This is a genomic window from Fodinibacter luteus, from assembly GCF_039541575.1.
Lineage (GTDB): Bacteria > Actinomycetota > Actinomycetes > Actinomycetales > Dermatophilaceae > Fodinibacter > Fodinibacter luteus.
In genome coordinates this window covers 142,090-166,128 of sequence record NZ_BAABGM010000024.1, presented here as the reverse complement: position 1 = coordinate 166,128, position 24,039 = coordinate 142,090, and the positions used below count along the sequence as shown (strand labels likewise).

General features: G+C 69.9%; 23 protein-coding genes. 8 read left to right on the top strand and 15 right to left on the bottom strand.

The window, feature by feature from the left end:
• Positions 1-358: transposase (locus ABD899_RS16960; RefSeq protein WP_345208171.1), on the top strand; the 358-nt coding region annotated here is incomplete at its 5' end.
• Between the two features lie 108 nt (positions 359-466).
• Here the strand turns inward: ABD899_RS16960 and ABD899_RS16955 are convergent.
• The 3 genes from ABD899_RS16955 to ABD899_RS16945 all read right to left on the bottom strand — a co-directional run bounded on the left by ABD899_RS16955 (position 467) and on the right by ABD899_RS16945 (position 2,239).
• On the bottom strand, positions 467-616 hold the full coding sequence (locus ABD899_RS16955) for a hypothetical protein (RefSeq protein ID WP_345208169.1): 150 nt from the start codon (positions 614-616) through the stop codon (positions 467-469).
• A 22-nt stretch (positions 617-638) separates the two neighbouring features.
• A complete protein-coding gene (locus ABD899_RS16950) occupies positions 639-782 on the bottom strand; it encodes a hypothetical protein (RefSeq protein ID WP_345208167.1) in 144 nt (47 codons plus the stop codon).
• A gap of 803 nt (positions 783-1,585) precedes the next feature.
• Entirely contained in the window at positions 1,586-2,239 is a 654-nt protein-coding gene (locus ABD899_RS16945; protein WP_345208165.1) for a hypothetical protein, read from the bottom strand.
• Between the two features lie 169 nt (positions 2,240-2,408).
• Between ABD899_RS16945 and ABD899_RS16940 the strand changes: the two genes are divergently transcribed.
• Both ABD899_RS16940 and ABD899_RS16935 read left to right on the top strand, forming a co-directional pair.
• The gene (locus ABD899_RS16940; protein WP_345208163.1) at positions 2,409-3,998 is read left to right on the top strand and encodes a sensor histidine kinase; all 1,590 of its coding nucleotides are present in this window, start codon (positions 2,409-2,411) and stop codon (positions 3,996-3,998) included.
• Positions 3,995-4,633, top strand: a complete 639-nt coding sequence (locus ABD899_RS16935) for a response regulator (RefSeq protein ID WP_345208161.1) — start codon at positions 3,995-3,997, stop codon at positions 4,631-4,633. The genes ABD899_RS16940 and ABD899_RS16935 overlap by 4 nt, the downstream gene beginning before the upstream one ends.
• Positions 4,634-5,469: 836 nt before the next feature.
• Here the strand turns inward: ABD899_RS16935 and ABD899_RS16930 are convergent.
• Entirely contained in the window at positions 5,470-7,080 is a 1,611-nt protein-coding gene (locus ABD899_RS16930; RefSeq protein WP_345208159.1) for a CYTH and CHAD domain-containing protein, read from the bottom strand.
• Between the two features lie 194 nt (positions 7,081-7,274).
• Between ABD899_RS16930 and ABD899_RS16925 the strand changes: the two genes are divergently transcribed.
• The 3 genes from ABD899_RS16925 to ABD899_RS16915 all read left to right on the top strand — a co-directional run bounded on the left by ABD899_RS16925 (position 7,275) and on the right by ABD899_RS16915 (position 10,286).
• Positions 7,275-7,736 carry a peptidoglycan-binding domain-containing protein gene (locus tag ABD899_RS16925; protein WP_345208157.1) on the top strand — a complete coding sequence of 154 codons (462 nt, stop codon included), beginning with the start codon at positions 7,275-7,277 and terminating at the stop codon, positions 7,734-7,736.
• 268 nt (positions 7,737-8,004) lie between these two features.
• Positions 8,005-9,072 (top strand): adenosine deaminase, encoded by a 1,068-nt coding sequence (add, locus tag ABD899_RS16920; RefSeq protein ID WP_345208155.1) that lies wholly within the window; start codon positions 8,005-8,007, stop codon positions 9,070-9,072.
• Positions 9,073-9,815: 743 nt separating this feature from the next.
• Positions 9,816-10,286: a DUF7144 family membrane protein gene (locus ABD899_RS16915; protein WP_345208153.1), complete on the top strand. Its 471-nt coding sequence runs from the start codon at positions 9,816-9,818 to the stop codon at positions 10,284-10,286.
• Between the two features lie 359 nt (positions 10,287-10,645).
• On the opposite strand, the gene ABD899_RS16910 is transcribed toward ABD899_RS16915, so the two are convergent.
• From ABD899_RS16910 to ABD899_RS16900, 3 genes are all read right to left on the bottom strand, one after another.
• Positions 10,646-11,437 (bottom strand): SRPBCC family protein, encoded by a 792-nt coding sequence (locus tag ABD899_RS16910; RefSeq protein ID WP_345208151.1) that lies wholly within the window; start codon positions 11,435-11,437, stop codon positions 10,646-10,648.
• Complete coding sequence (locus ABD899_RS16905; protein WP_345208149.1) at positions 11,434-12,012, bottom strand: ArsR/SmtB family transcription factor; 579 nt, start codon at positions 12,010-12,012, stop codon at positions 11,434-11,436. Before ABD899_RS16905 ends, ABD899_RS16910 begins: the two co-directional genes overlap by 4 nt.
• 241 nt (positions 12,013-12,253) lie before the next feature.
• On the bottom strand, positions 12,254-12,643 hold the full coding sequence (locus ABD899_RS16900; RefSeq protein ID WP_345208147.1) for a hypothetical protein: 390 nt from the start codon (positions 12,641-12,643) through the stop codon (positions 12,254-12,256).
• A 125-nt stretch (positions 12,644-12,768) separates the two neighbouring features.
• Between ABD899_RS16900 and ABD899_RS16895 the strand changes: the two genes are divergently transcribed.
• Both ABD899_RS16895 and ABD899_RS16890 read left to right on the top strand, forming a co-directional pair.
• Positions 12,769-14,448 carry a sensor histidine kinase gene (locus ABD899_RS16895; protein WP_345208145.1) on the top strand — a complete coding sequence of 560 codons (1,680 nt, stop codon included), beginning with the start codon at positions 12,769-12,771 and terminating at the stop codon, positions 14,446-14,448.
• Positions 14,445-15,104, top strand: a complete 660-nt coding sequence (locus ABD899_RS16890) for a response regulator (protein WP_345208143.1) — start codon at positions 14,445-14,447, stop codon at positions 15,102-15,104. The genes ABD899_RS16895 and ABD899_RS16890 overlap by 4 nt, the downstream gene beginning before the upstream one ends.
• A gap of 195 nt (positions 15,105-15,299) precedes the next feature.
• On the opposite strand, the gene ABD899_RS16885 is transcribed toward ABD899_RS16890, so the two are convergent.
• The 8 genes from ABD899_RS16885 to ABD899_RS16850 all read right to left on the bottom strand — a co-directional run bounded on the left by ABD899_RS16885 (position 15,300) and on the right by ABD899_RS16850 (position 23,972).
• A complete protein-coding gene (locus ABD899_RS16885) occupies positions 15,300-15,761 on the bottom strand; it encodes an SRPBCC domain-containing protein (RefSeq protein ID WP_345208141.1) in 462 nt (153 codons plus the stop codon).
• 10 nt (positions 15,762-15,771) lie between these two features.
• On the bottom strand, positions 15,772-16,416 hold the full coding sequence (locus ABD899_RS16880) for a dihydrofolate reductase family protein (RefSeq protein WP_345208139.1): 645 nt from the start codon (positions 16,414-16,416) through the stop codon (positions 15,772-15,774).
• Position 16,417: 1 nt separating this feature from the next.
• The gene (locus ABD899_RS16875) at positions 16,418-16,756 is read right to left on the bottom strand and encodes an ArsR/SmtB family transcription factor (RefSeq protein WP_345208138.1); all 339 of its coding nucleotides are present in this window, start codon (positions 16,754-16,756) and stop codon (positions 16,418-16,420) included.
• A 263-nt stretch (positions 16,757-17,019) separates the two neighbouring features.
• Positions 17,020-18,144 (bottom strand): class I SAM-dependent methyltransferase, encoded by a 1,125-nt coding sequence (locus ABD899_RS16870; protein ID WP_345208136.1) that lies wholly within the window; start codon positions 18,142-18,144, stop codon positions 17,020-17,022.
• 131 nt (positions 18,145-18,275) lie between these two features.
• Positions 18,276-19,865, bottom strand: a complete 1,590-nt coding sequence (locus tag ABD899_RS16865; protein WP_345208134.1) for a LuxR C-terminal-related transcriptional regulator — start codon at positions 19,863-19,865, stop codon at positions 18,276-18,278.
• 519 nt (positions 19,866-20,384) lie between these two features.
• A complete protein-coding gene (locus ABD899_RS16860) occupies positions 20,385-21,284 on the bottom strand; it encodes a tachylectin-related carbohydrate-binding protein (RefSeq protein WP_345208132.1) in 900 nt (299 codons plus the stop codon).
• 1,870 nt (positions 21,285-23,154) lie between these two features.
• Positions 23,155-23,484, bottom strand: coding sequence for a hypothetical protein (locus tag ABD899_RS16855; RefSeq protein ID WP_345208130.1), 330 nt, complete (start codon positions 23,482-23,484; stop codon positions 23,155-23,157).
• Positions 23,485-23,588: 104 nt separating this feature from the next.
• Positions 23,589-23,972 carry a DUF5655 domain-containing protein gene (locus tag ABD899_RS16850; protein ID WP_345208128.1) on the bottom strand — a complete coding sequence of 128 codons (384 nt, stop codon included), beginning with the start codon at positions 23,970-23,972 and terminating at the stop codon, positions 23,589-23,591.
• Positions 23,973-24,039: the final 67 nt, after the last annotated feature.

Sequence of the window (24,039 nt, the reverse complement as noted above, 5' to 3'; positions counted from 1 at the left end):
CCGTGTCGTTGACGCCCTGGCGGGCAAGCTGCCCGCGGTCGCGCAGCACCTTGAAGGCGCCCACGCCGACATCCTCGCGTTCACGCCGTTCCCGAAGGAGGTGTGGCGTCAGATCTGGTCCAACAACCCCAACGAGCGGCTCAACCGGGAGATCCGTCGCCGCACCGACGTGGTCGGGATCCTCCCCGACCGGGCCAGCATCATCCGTCTCGTCGGCGCTGTCCTGGCCGAGCAACACGACGAGTGGGCCGAAGGCCGCCGCTACCTCGGACTCGACGTCCTGGCCCGCGCCCAAGCCGTCGACACCGCCGCCGAGGAGGTGAGCACCGACCTTGAGCTTCAGGCCCTCACGGCCTGACCCACACGCCCAACCGAAGGATCAACCTCGTACACCACCCCAGCGGACTTGACCGGACTGGTTGCCCGGTTCGACGAGACCTCCGGTCCCCGCTGCACGCTCCTGCGCTCAGCGACTGACGCGCACCATGGTCAGTGGGCCGACGATCGAGAAGTCATCCGCGACGCTCTCGAGTTCAGCCTCGTCGCGGCGGTGTGCCCGACGCGAGGTCAGGTTTCCAAAGAGCAGCTCGAACTCGAGTTCGTGCTCGATCCGCACTGCGGTGGCGACGACCTCGTACTCAGCGGTCCTTGATGTCCACCATGACCAGCCCGACGCGCCGACCCCAGCGGGCCAGGTAGCCCGCTAGCCCGGCGGCATCGACGAGCTCACCTCGGCGCACCACGGACGTCGACGGCCACTCCTGCACGAGTGTCTCCGCCACCCATACGCGATCAACCTGCGCGATCCTCCTGACCCGCGGATTCGAGTCTGACGCCACCCCACCATCATCCGCCGGCTCACGAGGTGCAGCCATCGCGCCGCGTGCTCGTGCCGTCGTCAGGAAGGTCGCCAGGCGGCTGAGACGCAGGTCGATGTCCGCGCGTGTGCCGTGAGCGAGTGCCGATGGCAGTGTCACGCCAGGGCGGCCAGGGCGGCCAGGGCGGCCAGGGCGCTTGGGATGACATCGACGCGCAAGTGCTCCTCACGCGATCAGGTCGACGCCCATTTGGCGAGTGTCACGAGATGGAACGCCTTGTGCTGTTCTGGGCGGTGGGAACGGGAGGTCAGCGTGCGAACGTTCGTCGGATCCGCTGCCAGAGGCGCCGGCGGCGGGTGACCGCCACGTGCCCCCCATGCACTTGGGACGCGACGCCGCCTGCCACGATCATTGCGCCCACAGCGTCGGCAGTAGTGCCGGTGCTGGCCAACGCCGGGGCGGCAGCCATCGTCGGGTTGTAGTGCTTGTCGCAGAGCCGCTCACCCTGGGGCCCGGTGGACGTCGCTTCGGCTCGGCAGCGTTCACATCTCATGGGCACGCCCTTCCTGCGAAGTGTTCGAGGCGGCCGGAACGCGATCAGTTCACTGTCGCCATGGCACCATCACAGCGCGGAGATGTCACGATCACGGATCACCACATCTGGAACGGCCACTCGTGGGAAGAGTGGACAGGCGGCGGACTGACGCGCGTTGGAAGTGGGCGCTCATCACTGCCACTGGGACGCCGGGGTCCGCCGGGGTCGGCCCTTATGCGGGGTTCCTGGCCGGGCGCGGTTGGTGCGTTGTGGGTTCCACGTCGGTGGTTTCGTCGGCCTCGTGGACGTGCCGGGGCGCCAGGGCGACGAACGCCAGCCCGAAGGCGGCGAGGACCTCCACGTAGGCCGGGTGCGCCCATGGGCTGCCTGTGGCGCCGAGCAGGATGGTCAACCCGAGGGCGGCAATGATGCCGGTGAGTGTCCGCGCGGCGAGCCGCAGCTGCGGTCGGCGCAGCAGTGTGATGCCCAGTGCCAGGCTTGCCACGAACATGAGCAGGAACGCGATCCCCGCAACGGCTTCGAACACGGCGTTGTCGGGCACCTCGCCCGTCGCGACGGCGACGCCGGTCCCGATCAGCAACGTGAGGGCCAGTACCGCGAGCGTGATGGTGAGGACCACCCGGACCGCGCGGCGGAAACGGCTTGCACCGTCGATCTGGGCGCGCCAGCTGTGCAGGACGGTGGCGAAGGTGACATACGCGCCCACATGTACCAGACCGGACAGCACGAACGGCGCAGTGACGCCGTGCTCGTCGCTGGCGAAGCTGGGCTCGCCGGTGAGGGCGACGGTCACGGCGTCGGTGAGCGCGGTCGTCGTGATGCCGGCCGCGCCAAGGAGCGCGAGGGCGGTGAGCGGCTTGGACATGAGGTCCTCCTTGTCATCCCGGCCCCGGGTGGGGTGGGTGCCACCACGCTGTCGCCCAGCCCGGGTCAGCACGTCCCGTTCGCAGACGAGATCCCACGCCAGGCGGATGATGTGTTCTCGTCCCTGCGGACGAGGCGCCGGCCACTCTCACGGTGGCACGCTGTCAGGTATGCGTCTGCGACACCTGTCGGAGGTCGGCCTCGTGGCCGTGGCCTTCGCTGTCGCGGCGGCGGTCGCAACCCAAGCGGGCCGCACCTGGGCCGATCTGCTGTTCGTGGGGGTTCTTCTCTCGTTCTTGTTCCTCCTTGCCCGACTGGTGTGGCGCTCGGTGGTTCGCTCCCACCGAGCTCGTCAACGCGAGCGGCAGGTCGTCGCAGTGCGGCCGAGCGAGGCCGCCAGACGCGCCGTCGAGGACGAGCGGGTTCGCCTGTCGAACGAGATCGACCGCTCGGTGCGGCGGTCCCTTCGCGCCGTCAGGTCCTTGGTCGCCGGCGCGGACGAGGCCGACGACCCGCGGCCGGGTCTGGTCGCGATCCAGGCGGAGTCGCGCACGGCGATGGCCGAGCTGCGCCGTCAGCTCGGGCTCATCGACTCCGACGGCAACGCACGGGGTGAGGATCCCGTGATCGGCAAGCCGACCACCGCGACGTCCTCGCCGTTGCACCCTCTGTCACGCTTGGACGTCGCGACGGTCCTCGCCTTGTGGGCGCTGATCGCCGTTGAGAACGCCCTCGTCGCGGATACGGAGCGCCCGGCCTCGTGGCTGATGAGCGCACTACTGGCTCTGACCGTTCTCACCCGTCGACTCGTGCCCGTCCTCACCGCCCTCGCCGGCGCAACCATTCTGATGCTCGGGGTCGTCTTGGACGCGCCGGTGGGTGACGGGTTCTCCTTCCCCCTCATTGTTGGCCTGCTGCTGTGGAGTCTCCTGGAGCAGAAACCCACACCGCTGTGTGTTGCGTGTGCCGGGGTGCTGCTCGGCTGCGCCGTGGGCAGCCGCTACGCGCACGACCCCACCAACGGCCCCATCAACATCGTCGTGCTGTCCATCGTGGCCCTGGCCGCCTCCGTCGTCGGTCGTGCTCGTCGTTCTCGGGCGGCCTCCCAGCACCGCGCCGACAGACACCAGGCGCAGGTCACGACCGCCCGGGAGGCTGCCACGACCGCCACCAGACGCGAGGTGGCCCGCGAGCTGCACGACGTCGTCTCGCACGCGGTGAGCCTGGTCGCGGTTCAAGCCGGCGCCGCCGAGCTCGCCTGGCCTCGCCACCCCGACGCCACGCGGGCCGGGCTGCGGGCCATCGACGAGACCGTGGCAGCCGCGCTCGCCGAGCTCGATGCTTCAGGGTGGGGCCAAGCACCGGCTCCTCCATGGGGCGACGTCGCCCACACTGTCGGCCGGCTGCGCAGCGCTGGGCTCACTGTCTCGCTCGAGACGGCGGGGCGGCCACCGGACCACCTGCTGCCCACGGTCCACCGCCTCGTGCAGGAGGCCCTGACCAACGTGCTCAAACATGCTCCGGGCGCGACCGCAGCAGTCCTGGTCGTCAGCGATCCCGTTCGCACCCGGGTCGAGGTCACCGACAACGGTCCCGCTCCGGCGCCCGCCGGCCTCGGGTATGGGCTGGCCGGCTTGGAGGACCGGGTCACCGCGGCCGGGGGCACCTTCAGTGTCGGCCCCACCCCGCAAGGTGGATTCGCGGTCAGCGCGGTGCTGCCGCATGCCGCAACAGGCGCACGGCAGCAGGTCGCGTCGTGACGGTCCGGGTCCTGCTCGTCGACGACCACGCGATGCTGCGGGCCGGACTGGCGAGCGTGCTCGGTTCAGACGACGAGATCGAGGTGGTCGGCGAGGCCGATGACGGGGCCGCCGCAGTCGTCCTGGCCCGTCGGACCCGCCCCGACGTGGTCCTGATGGACATCGAGATGCCCGGCGTGGACGGCATCACCGCGATCGCCAGACTGGCGCAGGCCCTACCGCAGGCCCGTGCGCTGGTCCTGACCACGTTCGACGTCGACGACTATGTGCTCGGGGCACTGCGGGCGGGGGCGGCGGGCTTCCTTCTCAAGACCACCCCGCCACGCGACTTGATCCGCGCCGTAAAGGACTGCGCCATCGGCGGATCCGCACTCGGGCCTACCGTCGTGAAGCGTCTGGTTGCGTCCTACGTCGGTCAACGGCCGGCACGCGTGCCACAGCTCGAACAACTCACCGAGCGCGAGCTCGAGGTGCTCCGTGTCATGGCCAGAGGCCTATCCAACCTCGAGATCGCGGCCGAGCTGTACCTCACCGAAAACACCGTCCGCACCCACGTCGCGCACATCCTGCGAAAGCTCCAGGTGCGCGACCGAGTCCAAGCAGTCATCCTCGCCCACCAGGCCCGCCTCGCCTGACCAACCCTCCGACGCCCACGCCGACCAATGTCGAACCACAGAGCACACAGGATGATCCGGCATCAGATGTGTCGAGCCCCATGGTCGGTAGGTCCGGAGGACGACACGCCATCAGCGTCAGGCGCTCGCGCGATTGCCGCCGTCTGGACGGTCGACTCGCGGCCATGACGCACTACGAAAGTGTCCTCCTCGTTGAGCACGAGCCACAATCAGGGCGTCGCGGATGCTGTTGGCGTTCGCCGCGGGGCCGCCACCGTCCGGGCAGCGCGGGAGTAGCCTGTTGCGACATGAGCAGGCCAGGCGAGCCGTACCAAGCCACCGCCGCCGTTGCCGACTCGGCGACGTGCCCAGGCAGCCAATGCCAGTTCACGTTTCCGGCGGTTCCCGCCGGCAAGCGTCTGCTGATCACGAGTGTCTCGGCCAGCTCGGCCAGACCCACGACACCATCGTCCTTGAAGGCAACGGAGTGTCGTACTTCGTGACCAAGACCCATCCCGACCTTGGCCATGTGACCGCGCCGGTCAGCCTGTACTACGAGGCCGGAAGCAGTCCAACGGCTCGTGTCTTCGCTCCTGACCCCACACAACACACGTCTCTCATCATCACTATCGTCGGCGAGCTCCACGCCGTGTAGCGAGGCGCACGTTGCATGACCTCCTCGGCGGAAGTGATCGTCGACCGCCGGTGCTCGCGCGGCGCAGAGACGCACACGCATGGACTGGGTGGGTTTGGTTTGGAGGAGGACCTGGTCGGCGCTGTTGTCGGTCGGAGGCTGCCACGCGGGATGCCGTGACCGCCCGTCACGTGCCGGCTCGCGAACCGGACCTCGCCGGCTCTCAGGTTGATGTGTCTGTGACCCAGCGGTCGACGTGCTTGCGTGGGAGCTGTCCCCAGGCCTTTTCGTAGGCGCGCTCGGCCGCCTCTGCGCGTTGTTCTTCGCGTGCGTGCAGCCGGCCGGCGCCGAACGCGACGGCGGGATCGCGATCGGCGCGTGCAGCCAGCTCCTCCAACCATGCCCGCGACGCCACGGTGTCCTGATGGGCGCCCAGCGCGTCCTGGACCTTCTTGGCGCGCTGGGCCAGCCGCTTGCCGCGCTTGCCCAGCACCGGTGTGGCGGACTCGGCTGCGTAGCGCAGCCGCTTGGCCTTCTTGCGTACCTCGTGGAGCGCCTCTTCGCGGGTCGTGGGGCCGTGGGTTCGACGCGCTGCCTTCGCAGCGCGCCGCAGGCGCCGAGCGTCGCGCTCGAGGAGTCTGGGTAATGCCTTTCGGGCGCGCTTGGAGGCCCTGGGGCGCAGCGGCGGGGCTTCGGTGACGGCGTCGAGGGAGCGGACCAGCCGCCGGTAGCGCTCACTGGAGACAGCTTCGACGGCGGCCGCGCGAGCGGCCCGGTGCGCCTGGTCGAGGTCGTTGTCGATGCGCTCGCGCAGCCTGGTGTGGGCCGTGGCGGGTGGTTCGTCCGTGACCAGTGCGTCGAGGTGGCCACGCAGGACCTCCGAGTCGCGGGCTTCGCTGAGCGCGCCGCCCAGCCAGCGAAGCTCCTCGCGCAGGGCGTCGACGGCGCCGGGTACGAACATCGGTCGGTAGGTCGTCAGGGCAGAGCGGAGCCTGCGGGCCGCGATGCGCAGCCGGTGGACGGTCTCACCCCGCAACCCCGCATCATGCTCCTTGAGGACCACGAGGTGCTCAGCGAGATAGGCCGTCAGGAGGTCCTGCACCGTGGAGCGGCGGGAGAGAGCGACCCCGCCGGGTGAAGGCCCGTGGCCAGGTGACTCCTCGGCGAGTGCCCGGGCGAGCTTTGATGACACGACGCCCGGGCGGGCGCCGGCGCCCAGGAGCTCGGCCTCGATGCGCTCGAGCAGGTCCGACGGGGCGCCGGCGAGCTCGACCTCCCACTCCCTCCAGTGCAGAGCGAGCGGCGGTGCCAACAGCCGTGTCGCGTGCACGTCGTCGTCGGCGATGACGGCAATCTCGGTGCCGTCATCGCCGACGAGGGCGACCTCCGTGCGGTGGGTGCAGATCCGGGCCACCGGAACCAGGGGCCGACCCCCGGTCAGGTGCCCCACGGCGCTGCGCAACCGCTTGGGGACGGTGTGGACGGCACGCCCCAACGGCAGGCGGGTCTCGGATCGAGCATCAGGGCCCGAGGGCTCCTTCAGGTGCCATCCCTCGTCAGCCCCGCCCTCCCGGCGGCGGAGGGTGAACCCCCGCTGCACCAGAGAAAGCTCCGCCGTGTCGAAGTAGGTCGCAGCCAGGTCGGCCTCGACGGCGACACCAACCTTCGCAACACCGTCCACCCCTGTGAGGTCAGGAACGGCCGTGCCGGCGCCCACCGTGTACTTGCGCTCCACTTCCTCATGCGGTGTCTCAGCCATGACCCATCCTCCCGCCCCAAAGGCACCAAATCGCTCGCAGTGACGAGCCAACGGAGAACCCGCGTCCCACGACACGGTGACTCCCCCGGGTTGGCGGCACAAGCCGGGCATCGCTTCCAGCATCGAGCCAGACAACCCGAGCGCATCGGGCGCAGAGACGCTGCTTCGCGCAGCGGTGTCTGGTTGCGGTTGACGTCTCGGCCGGGGTGGCGCGATGGTGGTCGGGGACGGCGGGGGTCCGTTGGCCCGGAAGTGGGGAGGAGCGTGTCATGTCAGGTGTCATCAGCCCGTGGCCGCAGGTGCGTCGGGGCGATCGTGAGCATCCGGTACGAACCCTGCAGCACCTGTTGCGGGCCCGCGGCCACAGCGTGGTGGTGGACGGCAGCTTCGGGCCGCTGACAGAGACCGCGGTCAGGGCGTTCCAGCAGGAGAAGGGCCTCGCGGTCGACGGAGTCCTCGGCCAGCACACGTGGAGGGCCCTGATCATCACCGTGCGGCGAGGGAGCACCGGTGATGCGGTACGTGGCGTGCAGGAGGAGTTCCAGTTCCGCAACCTGTCTGGTGACCCCAGCCAGGGCCCGGCCGTGGACGGCAAGTTCGGACCGCTCACCGAGGCCGCGGTTCGAGGCTTCCAGCAGGCCTTGCACACCGACATCGCGACCGTGACGGTCGACGGCATCGTCGGACCGGTGACCTGGCAGGCCCTCGTCAGCGGAATGCTCTCCTTCTGACGGAGCCGGATACCCGTCCGGTTACCGTGAGCGCGCACGCCGCAACCGCTGCCGGTCGTAGCTGAACCGCTTGGCATCGACCTCGAGCACTACGGCAGCGTCGCCGCCACGAAGCCCAGCACGCGGCGAGTGACGCACGACGGCACTGGCCGTGGTAGATCTTCAACTTGGCCGACAGGCGGTGATGTCGGCAGCCGCGCCCCAAGGTAACCGCGGCCTCCCGGCTGGAGGGTGGTGACGCGGGGCGGGTCGCTGCGACACTGTCGAGATGACGGCCCTTCGCGCCGCACTCGAGGCCCTGCCCAAGGTCGAGCTGCACTGTCACATCGAGGGCACGATGCGCCCGCAGACCGTGATCGACCTGGCCGGTGCGAACGGCATCCCGCTGCCGACCGCCGATCCCACCGAGCTGTACAGCTACGACTCACTGGACAGCTTCCTCGACGTCTTCTGGCTGGTGCAGTCCACCCTGACGACCCGCGCCGACTGGACCAGGCTGGCCTACGAGGCCGTGGTGGACAGCGCCGCCCACGGGGTGGTCCACAGCGAGTGCTTCTTCACACCGGCCAGGCACTTGGCCGCCGGAACGTCCCTGAAGGAGATCCTGGCCGGGCTCGACGAAGGCATCACCGCCGCGCAGGCCGAGACCGGCACGACGTGCCTGCTGATCGGGGACATGGACCGAGCCTTCGGACCAGCCGCCGGGCTGGCGTTCGTCGAGGACCTGGTTCGGCTGCGGCGCGAGGGGGCCGCCGGGGCGGAGCGGGTGATCGGCGTCGGCATGGACTCAACCGAGCTGGGGATCGACTCGACCACGTTCCTGCCCGGCTACCAGGCGGCGCACGCAGGCGGGCTGAAGCTGACCGGGCACCAGGGCGAGAACTCCACCGCCACTGACGTCGGCGCCTGCCTGACGGTGCTCGGACTGGACCGGATCGACCACGCCTTCCCCGTCCTCGCGGACCGCGACCTCACCGCAAGGCTGGCCGGGGAGCGCTTCCCCATCACCATCTGTCCCACCTCGAACGTCGTCATCGCCCGCTGCTTTGACCGGCTCGAGGACCATGTCTACCCGCTCATGCGGCAGGCGGGGCTGCTGGCCACCGTGAACACCGACGACCCGGCGCTCAGCGACCTGAACCTGGCCCACGAGTACGACGCCGTCGCCCGGGCCTTCGGCTACCAGTGGGCGGACATGGTGGCGATCGCCCTCGACGGTGTCGAGGCGTGCTGGCTCGACGACCCGGACAAGACACCACTTCGTAACCAGATCGCGCGTGCAGCCTCGCAGCTCACCATGTCTCCCCAGAGACCGTTGGACGACGGATCCCGGTGACCCCCGCCCAGGCTGTTGCCGCCGGATCGCAGGGCTAGGTTGCCCACGAGGGGCTTCGGACACCAGCGATGACCAGAGGATCGCCTGTCGGCTGCGAGGCGGTGGAAGATGAACGGACTTCGTCACGCTGGAGGTGCAGCATGCGCCGTGTCCGGTGTCTGGTCGGTTTCCACCAATGCGAGCACCAAGTCAACCGGGAGAAGGGCAGGCCCGGCGGCGGGTACGACCTGTGCTTCCCACCGCGGCCGGGAGAAGAAGTCCTACGGGGCGGCGGCAAACCCCTCCTTCAACGGACCCCTTATCGGCTGAGCACCGACCAAGGCACCCGCTCCGACAAGTGGGTGGGGCGCTGTCCCGGGTGGCGGGCGATCTGCCCGCCGTCGATGAGCGGTCCGCGCACGCACCGGCTCGAGGATCGGCGACATGGATTCCGCTACGCGTCCCGAGTTCAGTGCAACCACCCCTGGCGTACGACCGCGCGGCACGCGTGCCGATGAGACGCACCTGTGGAGCGCCCGTCCAGCCGGCTGGCGTGCGTCACGCAGTGCATGGCCGAGTCGCGAGGGACTCGGCATGCTACTACTCGCAGTGAGGGGGGCGCCGGACTCGAGTCGTTCATCCGTGCCGGGTGAGGACGGCTGAGCGAGCGGGCCGTACGTTGGCGGCAGGACACCGGGCGCCAAGGTTCCATGAGCTCCGCGGGAGACTCCATTGGCGTCGCAGGGCCGCATTGCGACCCACCCGTGCAGCGCCTCGACAGAACGGAGCCGGCCGTGTCTGACCTAGCGAAACGACAAGCCATCCTCGAAGGACCGAAGTCAACGTGGGCGGGGGGCCTCACGTTGTTCGGCGGCGCCATGCTGGTCATCGTGGGCATCCTGGAGCTTCTCCAGGGCTGGTCGGCCATTCGCAAGGATGACGTCTTCGTTGCTGCGCCGAACTACGTGTACGCGCTTGACCTCACCACCTGGGGTTGGATCCACGTGCTCATCGGCGCGGCGGCGATAATCGTCGGCGCAGCGATAGTGAAAGTCCGCACGTGGGGCCTGATTGCTGGCATCGTCATTGCCGCCATATCCCTCGTGTCGAACTTCTTGTTCGTCCCGCAATCCACCTGGTGGGCCGTGGTGATGGTCGCACTCAGCGTTGCCCTGATCTGGGCCTTCAGCGAGGTCATCAGCGAAAACCGTCAACTTGGGCAACTTGGGACCTGATGCACCGAGCGTGAGCCGGCCGAACTACAGGCGCAGGCATGGCCCGCAGTAGTCACAGCCGGGCTCCCTGCCTCATGTGGTCGGCACGACACTGCCTTGGGCGGGACGGGACCGTCACTCGGTTGCTGTGCCTGGGGTCCGACTGGCGGCTCGGCGTCCGCGTAGGTGCGTCCCACGCCGGAACCCTAGGCCTGACTGTTCACCGAGGGGGGCGGAGGCGATTCCCGAGGACCCCCATTTCGGGCTTCGGTTCGACGCGCCCCGTCTACCTCGCCATCCCCGACGCGCGGGGTCCGCCCGTATCACGGCTGAAGTGACGCACCTGCATCGCCAGGGCCCGCCCTCGGTAGCGGTAAGGATCAGGCAGGGACGGAGATCCCCTGCAGCCAGGCCTGCCAGGCCGACTCTTCGCGCCGCACGTAGTCCGCCGCGTCCGCGGAGAACAGGTACGCCCGTACGCCCGCCGTCGCCTTGCCGTCGCCCTCGTCCCACGCGAAGACGCTGAGCATTCCGGGTACCGGCGCCGTGAGCCGGACCAGGGTCTGCCGCTCACCGACGCGCTCGACCGTGCCGGTGGCGCCGCGCACCTGAACCGTCGCGCCCTCGTCGCCCAGCCGGAGCACGTCGTGCAGGGTCGACCAGAGCGCCTCCGCGTCGCCGGGGTGGGAGGCGGCGGCCTCCAGGTGCGTGGCCTCCTGGCCGGGGAAGTGCGACAGGTAGAGGCGCAGGTTGTCGAAGAACGGCATCCAGCCGGGGGCCATGGTGTCCCAGAACTCCGACTCCCAGTCGGCGCCGGTCCCGAAGCCGCTGCTGGTGACGTGCACGATGCAGGTTCCGCCGGACTGGGCCTCGACGAGGAACTCCGAGGTCAGCGGGCTGAGAGCGTCGGGGTCCTTGCCCATGAGGGCGGCCCAGTCCTCCTCGTAGACCAGGCGGCGCGGCGGCTCCCATGCGGTGACCTGGCCGTCCGAGCCCATCTGCGGGCCCATGGTGAAGTGCAGGGAGCCGCCTTCGCGCTCCTCCATCTCGGTCGGCGCGAACCAGGCGCTCATGCCCTTGGCGGTGGCGATGGCGTGCCAGACCTGCTCCGGGGTGCCCGGGACCTCGACGCTGAACTCCAAGCGGTACGGGACGTTCGGGGTGGTGCTCATGGGTTCTCCTCAGGAAGGGGGTGGGCGGCGACGAGGAGCCGGTGCGGGCGCCCGTCGTCGTGGTGGTAGCGAGCGGCCAGGTCGAGCACCGCGGCGGTCAGGTCGTCCGCGAAGGCAGCCCGGTCTGCGGCTGACCGGAAGCCGATCCGCGTGTCGATGGTCAGGGTCGGCAGGCGCTTGCCGGAAGCTCCGGCCCGGCGCGCCAGGGCGCCGACCTCGCGCACCAGCCGACCGGCCAGCGCGACGAGGTAGCCCGCCGACAGGTGGTCGGCGTTGGCGTCCGGGTTGGCCGCGGACGCACTGAGGGCGGCCGGCGACACGACGTACGACGCCGCCGATGCCTGCAACACGCGCTCGGTGATGCCACCGTGCCGACGCTCGCCGGACAGCTCCACCAGGCCGTGCGACTCGAGCGTCTTGAGGTGGTAGTTGACCTTCTGGCGCGCGATGCCCACCCGGGCGGCGAGCCCGGCGGCGGAGGCCGGGACGGCCAGCTCGCCGAGTAGCAGGGCCCGAACCGGATCCAGCGCGACGGCGGCTGCCTCCGCGCTCTCGATGACTTCCACGTCCTGCATGTCACCACCCTGCCCTTGACAACTATTCTTGTCAAGGGCGCAGGCAGGGTGCGCTTGCCTGGTGACCAGGACGCACCAGTCAGCTTTCGCATTCCGAGGGCGCCAGGCGGCTGTGACGCATCCGACGGCCACCGAGAAGGTGGCCTGCCCGGCTTCCGTCCCGAGTCAGCGAAGTGTTGCCCCGAGGAGCAGCAATTGTGCGGTGGGGTGGGCTGTGCCCCCTCGCCGGCGCGGGGGGACGTCAGGCGGTGCGCATCGACTGCCGGGAGGCGTACCGGGAGCTGCCGGCGAGGACGGCCAGCGCGGGCAGCCACAGGGTGATCTCGCCCCACACCCAATGGGCCGTCGTCGCGAGCTGGTCCACTGCAAGGCCAGAGACCATAGCGAAGGCGGCGACGGTGATAACCGCTCCAGCTACCGCGGCACCCTTGGCCCACCACTCGGGTCGACCGACGACGGACATCGCGAACGAACAGACCGCGACGACGAAGCATACGAGTCCGATGAAGAAGAGGGGCCCCTCAAGGGGGCTGTTGCCGGGGCCTCCGGCGGCCCAGATGGCCACACCTTTCAGGGCCCAGGAGACGACGGCGCTGGCGGCAGCGATGACGGCGATGCGTGTTGTGTCCATGTCCACCAGCCTTGCGGTCGCGCGGGGATGCGGGCGTCCCTCGCCAGAGGGATGCCCGGTGATCCTCACTCGCCTAGCCTCAGAACATGCCCCGCGCTGTCGCCGCTGTCGTGTTGCTGCTCAGTGTGGTCGTGCTGCAGCTCGCTGACGCGCTGCGCGGTGGTGTCCTCGTGGGCACACCGATTGTCGTCCTGGGGTCGGCTGTGGCCGGCTACCTCGTCGGGCTGACCTGTCGGTGGCCGGTCGCCCTGGGTGCTGGGCTGGTTGCGGCCTCGGTTCTCACATGGGCGCACCAGGTCGCGGACCCGGGGGTCCACCCGGTGCCGGACGACTTCATGTTCTCCCTCTTGTGCGTGGGGGCTCCGGCGCTTGCGGGCGCAGTGGTGCAGGGGCGATCCGATCAGGTTCGGGAGTTGCGACGGGTCGCCGGCCTGCTCGAGGCGCAGCGCGGGGCGGAGGTGCGCCGTGCGCGGCTCGAGGAGCGCAACCGGCTGCAGGTGCTGCTGTACCGGGGCTTCAGCGAGCAGGTGGCTGCGATCGCGGTGCGGGCTGAGAGCGCGGTGGGGGCAGAGGATGCGGAGATGCGCCGGGCGCTGGCGGACATCGAGGGCGCGGCGCGCGCGAGCCTCGATGAGCTGCGCGGAGTGCTCGGCTCGCTGCGGGACGAGTCCGAGACGAACTGGCGCGAGCCGGCGCGGACCCCGGCCCTCCCGGAACCAGTGGGGGTCGCAGACATCGCGCTCGGCGCAGGAGTCGGTGCAGTGCTCGCCGTGGAATCGGTGGTCTCCCCACAGGCGCAGGGGCCTGCGCTGCTCAACGTCCTGGTCGCCCTGCTCGCAGCCGCCCCGCTCATCATCCGGCGGCAACACCCGCTGACCGCGTGCGCCCTCACCCTGAGCGGGTTGACCGTGATGGCGGTGTGGCTGACCCCACCAACGGTGATGGTCACCTCCATCCTTGCGGTGTTGGTGTGTGGGTACGTGGTGGGTGCCCACGGTCGCGGCGGGCGACGCATCGCGGGTGCCGCCGTGGTCCTGGGCGCCCTGGCGCTGCTCGCATGGGCCGACCCCGGTGGCCTGGCCGACCCGGCCGCGCTCGTGCCGATGCTGGCATTCACCGGGACCGCCGTCGGCGTGGGCGTGGTATCGGCGGGCTGGAGCCAGCGCGCGGCCGAGCTGGTCGCCGCCGTTGTGGAGCTGGAGCGCGGGCGCGAGGTGGAGGTGGGCCTGGCGGTCGCCGAGCAGCGCAACGAGCTGGCGGGCGAGCTGCACGACACCGTGGCCCACGCGATGACCGTCATCTGCCTGCAGGCCTCAGCCGGTCAGGTGCGACCTGGCGAGGGCACGCTCGACACGGTCCTCGACGCTGCCCGCAGCACCCTGCACGAGCTGCGCGACGGGTTGGGACACCTGGCCGAGGACGGCGAGCTGGGGGTCGCCGGCCTGACCGCGCAGGCGCGGCGAGTCGGGCTGAGCCCCCAGGTGAGGGTGACCGGCAGGATGGACGAGCTGCCTCCGGAGACTCGCAGCATGGCCGCCCGCGTACTGCGCGAGGCACTGACCAACGCCAGTCGGTACGCCCCCTCGTCCTCGGTGCGGATCGAGGTAGCTACCAGCGACGTCCTGCGGCTGTCGGTGCTCGACGAGGGCCCCAATGCCCCACCCGAAGGCGGTTTGGGTGCCGGCACCGGTCTGGCCACCCTGGCTCAGGAGGTGTCCCGTCGCGGCGGCACCATGTCGTGGGGCCCGTCCGGTGAGGGCTTCCGCGTGAGTGCGACGCTGCCCGGGATCGGGGTACTGGCATGACCACTGTGGTGCTCGCGGACGACCAGGACCTGGTTCGCACCGGGCTCCGCGCGATCCTCGAGGCCGAGGCCGACATCCAGGTCGTCGGGGAGGCGACAGACGGAGCCGATGCAGTCGACATGGTTCGCCGGCTGGCACCCGCCGTGGTGCTCATGGACGTCCGGATGCCGGTGCTCGACGGTATCGCCGCTACCCGCCTGATCACCGCTGGCGGGCCAACCCGAGTGGTGATGCTCACGACGTTTGACCGGTCCGAGCTGGTGTACGACTCCCTGATCGCCGGGGCCAGCGGGTTCCTGCTCAAGGACGCCCCCCGCGCCCAACTCGTCGGTGGCGTCCGTGCCGCCGCCCGAGGCGAGGAACTGCTCGCCCCGAGCATCACGCGCCGCCTCATCGAACAGTTCACCCGCAATGGCCGCACCGCGCCCCCACCTGGGTACGACCGGCTGACCGAGCGGGAGCGTGAGGTGCTCGTCCTCATCGCGCGCGGTCGGTCGAACGCCGAGATCGCAGCCGAACTGTTCGTGGCCATGGAGACCGTGAAGACCCACGTGGCGCGGGTGCTCGCAAAACTCGGACTGCGCGACCGAGTGCAAGCAGTGGTCGCAGCCTACGAATCGGGGCTGGTGCGCGCCGGAGAACACGAGGACTTCTAACCCACGTACAAGCCGGGCTCCGACCCCGCCAGCCCTGCACCCACCACGAACCATCGAGCGCCGCGACCATCGCGTGACGGGCGGATCTACGGACGCGATGCCGGACGCCCCAAGCCAACTCAGCGGTCGGCTGGCGGCGCCGAGACTCACCCCGACTTCGCGCTCATGCCGATGGTCGGACGTTTCGCGGCTTTGTCACGCGAGGTAGTCGGCCAGCACCTCGAGTAGGCCTCGGCTGCCGTCCTCGCGGTTCGGCGCGTCGGCCTCGAACTGGTCGAAGAAGACGCCGTGCTCGATATGCGTGAACCGAGTGCCCTCAGCGGTCGGCTCGAACTCGAACGACGCCAGCGACGTCGACATGTGGAACCCGTCGAGCCACATGTCATATGTCGTGACGATGCGGACGTGCTCGACGATGTCGGTGTACGTGGCCTCGTACCGCGAGACGGGGCCGTCGTGGAACCTGCCCTCGGCGACATCGCGACCTCCGACACGGAACTGGAAGGCCCACTCCCCGGACTCGAAGGTGTCGCCGGCGCCGAACCACTCGAGCTTCTGCTCCTCTTCCGCAAAGGCGTCCCAGACACGCCGGATGGGAGCGGGGTAGTCACGGGTCAGGGTGAATCCGGCGCGGGCCAGTCGGCGTTCGATCGTCATGGGCAGCGTCCTATCGCGAGAAGGTGACGTGGATCGTGCCGCTCTCGGCCACTTCCGCCGTGACCTGGTGAGTGAGCTCGAGGCCGCGAAGGTTGTCCCACAGTCGGGTGCCCCGGCCGATCAGGATTGGGGCGATCGCGACGTGCAGCTGGTCGACCAGGCCGGCGCGAAGGAAGTCCCGCGCCGTGCTGACGCCACCCCCGACGCGCACGTCAGACCCGTCGGCGGCCTCGACCGCCTCGGCGAGCACGTCCTCGATCGCGGCGTTGCGGAAGTGGAAGGTCGTTCCCCGCTCCATCGGGATCGACGGACGCGGTGCCGTGTGGGTGAGGACGTAGACGGGCGCTCGGAACGGTGGCTGATCACCCCACCACCCCTTCCAGCCCGGGTCGTCCGGGAATGAGTGCAGGCCGAACATGGCAGCGCCCATGATCTCGGCGCCGACGCCCTCGAAGTACGCGTCGGCGTACCGGTCGTCGATCCCGGTCGTGCCGGTGCCGCTGGTGTCGCCGAGGACGCGCTCACGGAATGTGCGGGTCGAGCCGTAGGCGGCGGTGAGGCGCTGCCAGTCCTCGCCCATCGGGTTCTCCAAGGTCTGGTCGCCCGAGGCGTAGCCGTCCAGCGAGAGGTTCAGGTCGATGCGGACGCGGGTCATGTCAGGTTTCCTTCGCGGTGGTGCGGGTCAGATGGATGCCGAGCCGGTCGGCCTGGCGTTCGGCCGGGGTGCGTTGTTCCCCGAGCCACAGGTGGAGAACGTCGAGGGCACCAGGTCGCAGACTCACGGTGCGGACACGTCCGTTCTTCTCGGACGTGACCACTCCGGCGTCCTCGAGGATGCGCAGGTGCTGCATGAGCGACGGCAACGCCATGGAGAACGGTGCTGCGAGCTCCGACACGACGGCCGGCGACTTGGCGAGGCGCTCCACCACGGTCCGGCGCGTCGGATCCGCGAGAGCACGGAGCACGGCGTCGAGCTCGACGTGATACTTAGCCATCTGCCTAAGTATTGCATGCGGAAGTCACCGTCGGCGACCGTGACCCCCCAGCGGACGTGACCGGCGACGCTCTGCTTCGTGACCCTCGGCTCATGGAGCCGGAGGTGGGGCGGCGATGGAGGTGCCGTGCCAGGCGGCCGTCATGGAGCTCCGACACCGCTCATCGGCGAGTGAGGTGACCACAGGATTTACCGCGACCTGTCGCCGTCAAGACACGCACTCATCCGATGGCGGAGTGGCACCGGGGCATCACCGAAGGCCGCTCACATCCGCGCCACGAAGTAGCTGTTGATGACGTCCTCTGGGAGCCGCTGAACCGAGACGTCGCCGAACCCGGCGTCTGCCAGCATCTGCAGGGCCAGCTCCGCGCCCCAGGCCGTGCCGAGCCCGTCACCGCCCAGTGAGAGCGAGACGGTCATGCAGTGCATGGTGGAGATGGCGTAGAGGAAGGGGGCCCACGGTAGGTCCAGGTTCGCCTCGACATCGCTTGATGCATGCACGTCGACCATGAGGAAGGCCCCGTCGCGGTCCAGATGTGTCTGGATCTGTTTCAGCACTGTGGCGGGGTGCGCTTGGTCGTGGATGGCGTCGAAGGCCGTGATGAGTCCGAAGGTTCCGGTGCCGTCCAGGCTCGTGACGTCGCGTACCTCGAAGCGGGCGTTACCCAGGCCCCAGTCCTGCGCCTCGGCACGTGCGACCGTGAGCGCTTCCTCGGAGAAGTCGTAGCCGACGAACGTACTGGCCGGGAACGCCCGGGCCAGCAGGTTGACGGCGTGGCCCTGGCCGCAGCCGACGTCGGCTCCTCGGATGCCCCGCTTCAGCCGGTCCTGCAGGCCCGGCACCAGTGGCACGACCCGATCAAGCAGTGCGGCGTCGTTGGTATTGGCGCTCAGCTCGGCCATCACGTCGTGGAACCGGCCGTAGCGAGCGTGAGGCACCCCGCCGCCCTCGGCGAAACAGCCCACCACGTCGGTTTCCACCTCGGCCATCAGCGGCAGGAACTGCATCAGCGCGGCCAGGTTGTCTGGCCCAGATTCTCGGGTGAGCACCGCGGCGTGCTCAGCCGGAAGCCGGAAGCTGTCATCCGTGGGGTTGTGCTCCACGACCCGCGCGGTGGTCATCGCGTGGAGCCACTCGCGGACGTAGCGCTCGTGCAGCCCTGCTGCGGCCGCGACCTGAGGGCTGGTGCACGCTGGCAGCCCCGACAGCGCGTCGAAGAGCCCGGTCCGGTGCCCGATGCTGACCATCAAGGCCGTCGAACCGGCGGCCAATGCACCGAACAGGTTGCTGGCGAACTCCTGCACCCTGTCTGGGTCCAGCCCCTGACCAGTCGCGGTGGTCTGGTCTGGGTACCTGGACTGCGGGTGGGGTGCCGTGTCGAGAGACATGGTCTGCTCCTTCGTCGTCGTCGTGCGGACACCATCGACGCTAGGGACGCCGGGGGCGGGGCACATCGACAGAAGTGTGCAGACGCTGTGTAGGTGGCGGCTCGCCCGGGGCAGCAAACCGGCGGGCGGCGTCAGATCAGGCCGCGCTCCCGGGCCCAGGCCACAGCGGCGGTCCGCGAGGCCGAACCTGTCTTGAGATAGACGTTGGCCAAGTGCCGCGCGACCGTGCTCTCGCTGATGTGCAGGGCGCGGGCACTCTCCCGGTTGCTGCGCCCGTCTGCGACCGCGGTGAGCACCTCCAGCTCACGCGGCGTCAGTCCGACCAGATCCGGCGAGGACCCGTGCGGTACGCCCAGGCTCGTCAGCACGGCCACGGCGCTCTCCTGCTCCCGGCGGGCGGTGTCCTGGTCGCCCAGCGCCTCGTAGGCGACGGCGAGGTCGAGCGCGATGCGGCCCACCTGGTACGGCGCCTTCATCCGCCGCCACCTGGCTTGCGCCTCTCGCAGCTCGCCGACCGCCTCGGCGGCCCGGCCCCGCGCCAGCAGGCTCGCTCCGGACCAGCGCAGCGCCTCGGCCCGCCATCCGGGGCTGGCGTGGGCATCGGCGATCAGGGCGAGCTCGTCGAGGTATGCGGCCCCGCCGCCGGGGTCGTCCCCCGCCAGGCACACCTCCACCCGTGCAGCGAGCAACGGCGCCCGGAGCAGTGGCCTGGGCTGCGCGGCCAGCGCCGCATCGAGGATGGAGGCAGCGACCTGCCTGCGACCTCGCTGCAGGCACAGCAGCGCCATTCCGGGCAGCGGGTCCCGGCCCAGCTCGTGGGCATGTCGGTACGCCGCCCCCGCGGCCACGAGCTGCCCCCGAAGCCGGTGCAGCTCACCGATGCAGTAGTGCGCCTCTCCCGCGACCGCGACGTCCAGGGTCTCCAGGTCTGCCGCCGCCTGCCGAGCCTCCACCTCAGCACGAACCCATTCCCCGCTCACGACCCGCAGCTGGGCCCGGTGGACCCGGCAGATCCCGGTGAACATCACGGCGGGGGTGTGACCCTCGAGCCAGCGTTCGGTCAGCGTGGTCCAACGCTGCGCGCGGGGAAGGTCCAATAGCTCGAAGCAAAGCGACATCGTGTCGCAGTAGAGCGACCCCACCCACTCGGGGTCCACCTCCCCGGCCTGCACCGGCAGCATCGCCTCGTCAACGTCACGCAATCCTTGGGCAGTCCGCCCCTGGTGCACAGCCACGCATCCACAGAGAAAGCGGGCCAGCGCCACCACCGTCGACAGACCATGCCGCTCGCCCAGTGCGAGCGCCTCACGGGCCAGCCGGCCCGCGGTGTCGAGGTCCCCTTCCACCAGTGCCTGCTGGGCATCGGCCGCCAGCACGAACCCCCACTCCGGCGCCTCCGGCTGCTCCTCGAGAAGCCGACGTGCCCGGGCCATCCACCCGACGCCGACGCCCTCACGGCCGCGCACGACCTCGGTGTAGCCCAGCTCGAACGCGGCCAACGCGGCCTCCACCGCTCGACCGAGCCCCAGGAGCTGCCGGTGCAGTTCGGCGGTGGCGACGGCATACTCTTCCACCTCGCCCAGCCACCAGCAGGCGGTCGCCAAAGACCCCAGGTCCTCAGTACCGAGCTCCCCCGCCGCCCGGAACCCCTGCCGCGCCACAGCCCAGTCGTGCCGCCCGTACGCCGCACGGGCCGCCTCCAGAGCCTGGTCCACTGTCATCGTCCCCTCACCTCGAACGAGCATGACAGCCGGTCGGCGGCGAGTGAAGCGGCACTACACGCGAGGACGCTCCGGCCATCCGGACATCAGCGTGAGGTGCGCTCGGGAGACGGACTGGCGGCCATGACGCGGGTGCGAGTGGGCGAGCATCTGGTCACTCACCGCGGGTGATCTCCGGCGGTCGCAGGACGGTGATGTGCGTGCCGGAAGGGACGCTGGCCGCAGGCGTCACTACCCGCTCTCGTAGCCACCCCACCCCAGTCTCCGTTGCCTCAGCCATTTCCGAGCGTGGCCCAGCACCACTAGGTTGTCGATGGAGTCGGCGCCGGCGGGCATCCCGGCGGCGACCGCGGCCGCTTGCACCGCGGCGTTCGGCGAGGGCATGCCCAGTTGTGCCGCAATAGGGTGTGCCAACCAGCGCGCTCGGCCAGGCACATCAGGCCGGTCGGCCCGACCGAACCGACCAGGTTCGGGTCTTCGGAACCCGCGGATACCAGCACCGACCGGCCGTCAGTGGAATCAGAAACCCCTGCCAATCTGGGTAGAGGAGCGTGGGTTCCAGCCAAGGGCACCTGTGGGATCCGGTTCGCCGTGGCCGTCGTACCGATACCACAGGAGGCGATCCTCCTGGTCCACGGCGAAGAGCACCGTGCCTCGCCCACCCGAATCGACGGTACCGCCGGTGACCATGCGCATACCCTGCCATCCTCGACCTACCTGGCTTCCGGACCTGGAGTCCCAGCCGGTCGCACCACTGCGGTCGGCGGTGCCGTCGCCGTTGTATCGGTACCAGTGGAGGGCGCCATCAGGCTTGACCGCGAACACGTCGCTGGTGCCGACGATGTACTGGAAGTCAGCCCAGCCATTACCGATGACGTTCCCTGAGTTGGGGTGCCAGCCCTTCACTCCGCTGGGGTCGGGCTCGCCGTTGCCGCGATACCCGTACCACCGCAGATCACCGTTGGGGTCGACGCCGAAGAGCTGGGCCATCGGGCGGGTCGTCATTCCCTCGGCCGGCTTGGCGAACAGGTGGACGAAACTCTGAAAGCCGTTTCCTATGGTTGCGCCGCTGCCGGGGTCCCAGCCCAGTGCCCCGGTCTGGTCGGCCGTGCCGTCTCCGTCGTACCGGTACCACAGGAGATCCCCGTTTTCTCGGACGGCCATGATGACGCCGTCACCGCACCCGAGGACATGCAGGAATCCTTGCCACCCGCGACCAATTGGGTTGCCGGTGTTCCCATCCCACGAAGGCGTACCATCCTCGGCACGGTGCGCACCCGTAGGGTTCTTCTGCCCGTTGCCGACGTATCGGAAGTACCGCAGGTCCCCAGCGTCATCGATCCCGAAGATCCGGCCCACGTGAGGTAGGCCGCTGTCGACTGGAACCGTACCGTTGCCCGTATAGACGATTTTCCGCATGCGCAACCCCGTCCATCCAGGCTGCCCACCGAAGGACAACCACTGTTCCACAGGGTCCCCCCAGGTTCAGCGGGGGTCAATGGCTCAACTGGGTGTCCCGCCGGGAGCAGACGCGCTGCTCACCGGCGAGCTGCGGGCCGGACCGACGTGTACACCAGCGCGGGGGCTCGCGGCGGTGGTGCGCGGTGGATCCTCGGTCGTCGTCACTGCGCTGTTCCGCACCGACGACTGGGTGCACGGCGTCGATTCACGGCATTCGGTCGCGAGGTGACCCGGGTTCAGGCGAAGAATCCCTGACTTCCGTTGGCGCGAGGATCGACTGCCCGCGGGGCGCCGCGACACGCAGGGATCCGACGCGGCCTACCGTTCGGGGGGATGTTCAGTCGAGACCTTCGCGACGCGGTGGCACGCGGCGACGTGACGGCCTCGATCCGGCTGCGGAGCCGAGCGCAGGCCAAGGTTGGTGGGCGCTACCCTGTCGCCGGCCTCATCATCGAGGGCGACTCGCTCGAGGTGCTGCCCTTCTTGGCCGTGACCGAGGACGACGTGGTCCCATCAGGGGAGATCGATCGTGAGGCACTGCGGATCGGCGGCTCACTGCGGGCCGATCCACGACGACACTCTCGTCCACCGAGTCGAGTTCCATGCGGTGTGAAACGACAGGCGCCGAGGAGATGCGCCCTCCTCCTTGCTCCGAATGGCTACGTGTCGGAGGGGGCGGCGAGTGTTTCGGCGGCGTGACCGTCGCGGTCTCGCACAGTGAGCCGCAGCACGGCGTTCGGGCCGAAGACCTTGCGGGCGGGGCCGGGTAGGGGATCCGTTCGACCCATCTGCGGGGTGCCGCGTCCTCATCATCGAGCGGAGGACCGGTGGGTGCGTCGTCGCGCAGTGTCACCGGCAGGAGGAAGCGGCGCATGTTCTGGTAGCCCTCTTCGGAGTTCACGATGCCGTACCGGCCGGAGTGGCTGCGGTGCACGAACGCGGACTTGGCGTCGGGGACGTAGGCGTTCTCGATCTGGACCAGTCCGTCGCTCTTGACGCCCACGGCTTGGGAGAGAGACCGCCGGCGACGTCGTAGTCCTCGGGATTGGTGCCGATCAGGGTGAAGACCCGGTTCGTCGCGAATGGTGTGTCGGGGATCTCCCTGGGACCCCAGTTCTCCGGGGGCGGTCCGGACCCGCGGGGTTGAGGTGCTCCCACATGCGCTCCGGTCCGAAGATGTCGGCCCCGTTGATGCCGAACCGGTCGCGGATCTTCTCAACAGGCCGAACCCGACGTCGAACTCGATACCCCCGTGGGGGGTGGCGTACGTGAAGAGCCTGTCAACGTACTGCTCTGCCTTCTCCCTCGCTCGGGGATGGCCTTCTGGATCATGCTGCGGCAGACGAGGCCGCCCATTGAGTGCGCCACCAGGTGAACTCTCGGAGCGCGGGTCTTCCTGCGCACCAGCTCGATGAGGGTCCAAGAGGTCTTCGGCGGCACGTTCAAGGCGGTACTCCTGGGCCGCCCGGCCCCACGCGGAGGCAGAGTCGTCAGAGAAGCGATGGATCCAGATCGTCGCCTCCGGGACCTCTCCGTCCTGCTGGGCGCTCGACCAAGCCAGCTGTCCGCCCTTGACCTTGAGCTCGAGGGCGGTCGGCCCGGAACACGGCTGACGTTCGCCGGAAGACCGAGGTCCTGCTCGCCCAGACGGCGCTCGCGGGTTCTTGGTTGGCCGCTCAACCAACCCTTGCCTCGAGGACGCCATGGCGAGCAGATGAGACGGTCCGCAGTCTGTTCGCACACGTCCGCACGAGTGCCGAACGCGACCCATGGAGCTCGGCCGAGCGCGCACCGTGCATCGCGATGATGCCCCGCGGCCCGCCGGGGATCACAGCTGGAGGATCCTGGCCGAGACGAGGTAGGAGGCGGCGACAGCCCCGGGGTCGTGCAGGCCGCCCGGCGCCTCCAGCGCCTCCTGCGAGCGCGCCCGCACCGCGGCACCGGGGTCATCGGCGACCAGGTCGACGCACAGCCCCGCCACGACGGCACTCGCGTCGTGCTCGTCGAGGCCGTCGAGGGCGAGGCCGTTGTGCAGCAGGGTGGCCGCCTCGAGGAACACCTCTCGGGCCATCTCGGGGTCGACCTCGGGCCGGGTCCGGGCCACCTCCTCCGCGGTCGCGAGGAGCTGGTCGAACGGCGGGTCCACGGCGGATGGCATGGCGTGAGCCTGTCAGGGCACCCTCGGGACGACAAGCGAGATGTGCGACGCGTCGGGAGCCAGCGCCGCCGAACGGGCCCCGTCGGGGTGCGCGCGTGCATCACTCAGGCGCCCGCGGCGCCTGCCGCCTCGCGCAGCCAACCGACGACCTCGTCGTCGACGTCGTCGGGCGAGCCGACCTCGAGGTGGTGCATCCACGTCGTCGGCGCCGGGTGCACGACCTCCTTCCACCGGGGCGACTCGACCCGGTACGGGAGGGCCAGGGACAGCGCGACCTCCGCCGCGGCATCCCCGAGGTACTGCCGCGGGCGCCACAGGTACGCGAACCCCCGTCGACCGCGGAACGCAACCTGGCTGCGCGTCGTGCGCTCGGTGGCGCCGGGGTGCGGGGCGAGCGCCGAGCGCACCCGCGCGAGGACGGCCAGGCCGAGGTCGCTGCCGGCGAGGAGGTCCTCGGCGTCACGTGGCCCGTCCGCTGCCGCACCCATGCCCCCAGTGTCCGCCGACGAGGGCCACCGTGGCCGCGGTGTGAGAGAACAGACCGGGGGCGGCGGG

Coding starts and splice junctions, on each gene's coding strand:
- ABD899_RS16870 (WP_345208136.1), bottom strand. CDS start 18,144: ATGTCTCTCGACACGGCACCCCACCCGCAGTCCAGGTACCCAGACCAG.
- ABD899_RS16865 (WP_345208134.1), bottom strand. CDS start 19,865: ATGACAGTGGACCAGGCTCTGGAGGCGGCCCGTGCGGCGTACGGGCGG.
- ABD899_RS16900 (WP_345208147.1), bottom strand. CDS start 12,643: ATGGACACAACACGCATCGCCGTCATCGCTGCCGCCAGCGCCGTCGTC.
- ABD899_RS16945 (WP_345208165.1), bottom strand. CDS start 2,239: ATGTCCAAGCCGCTCACCGCCCTCGCGCTCCTTGGCGCGGCCGGCATC.
- ABD899_RS16890 (WP_345208143.1), top strand. CDS start 14,445: ATGACCACTGTGGTGCTCGCGGACGACCAGGACCTGGTTCGCACCGGG.
- ABD899_RS16925 (WP_345208157.1), top strand. CDS start 7,275: ATGTCAGGTGTCATCAGCCCGTGGCCGCAGGTGCGTCGGGGCGATCGT.
- ABD899_RS16940 (WP_345208163.1), top strand. CDS start 2,409: ATGCGTCTGCGACACCTGTCGGAGGTCGGCCTCGTGGCCGTGGCCTTC.
- ABD899_RS16885 (WP_345208141.1), bottom strand. CDS start 15,761: ATGACGATCGAACGCCGACTGGCCCGCGCCGGATTCACCCTGACCCGT.
- ABD899_RS16850 (WP_345208128.1), bottom strand. CDS start 23,972: ATGGGTGCGGCAGCGGACGGGCCACGTGACGCCGAGGACCTCCTCGCC.
- ABD899_RS16880 (WP_345208139.1), bottom strand. CDS start 16,416: ATGACCCGCGTCCGCATCGACCTGAACCTCTCGCTGGACGGCTACGCC.
- ABD899_RS16910 (WP_345208151.1), bottom strand. CDS start 11,437: ATGAGCACCACCCCGAACGTCCCGTACCGCTTGGAGTTCAGCGTCGAG.
- ABD899_RS16905 (WP_345208149.1), bottom strand. CDS start 12,012: ATGCAGGACGTGGAAGTCATCGAGAGCGCGGAGGCAGCCGCCGTCGCG.
- ABD899_RS16875 (WP_345208138.1), bottom strand. CDS start 16,756: ATGGCTAAGTATCACGTCGAGCTCGACGCCGTGCTCCGTGCTCTCGCG.
- add (WP_345208155.1), top strand. CDS start 8,005: ATGACGGCCCTTCGCGCCGCACTCGAGGCCCTGCCCAAGGTCGAGCTG.
- ABD899_RS16860 (WP_345208132.1), bottom strand. CDS start 21,284: ATGCGGAAAATCGTCTATACGGGCAACGGTACGGTTCCAGTCGACAGC.
- ABD899_RS16855 (WP_345208130.1), bottom strand. CDS start 23,484: ATGCCATCCGCCGTGGACCCGCCGTTCGACCAGCTCCTCGCGACCGCG.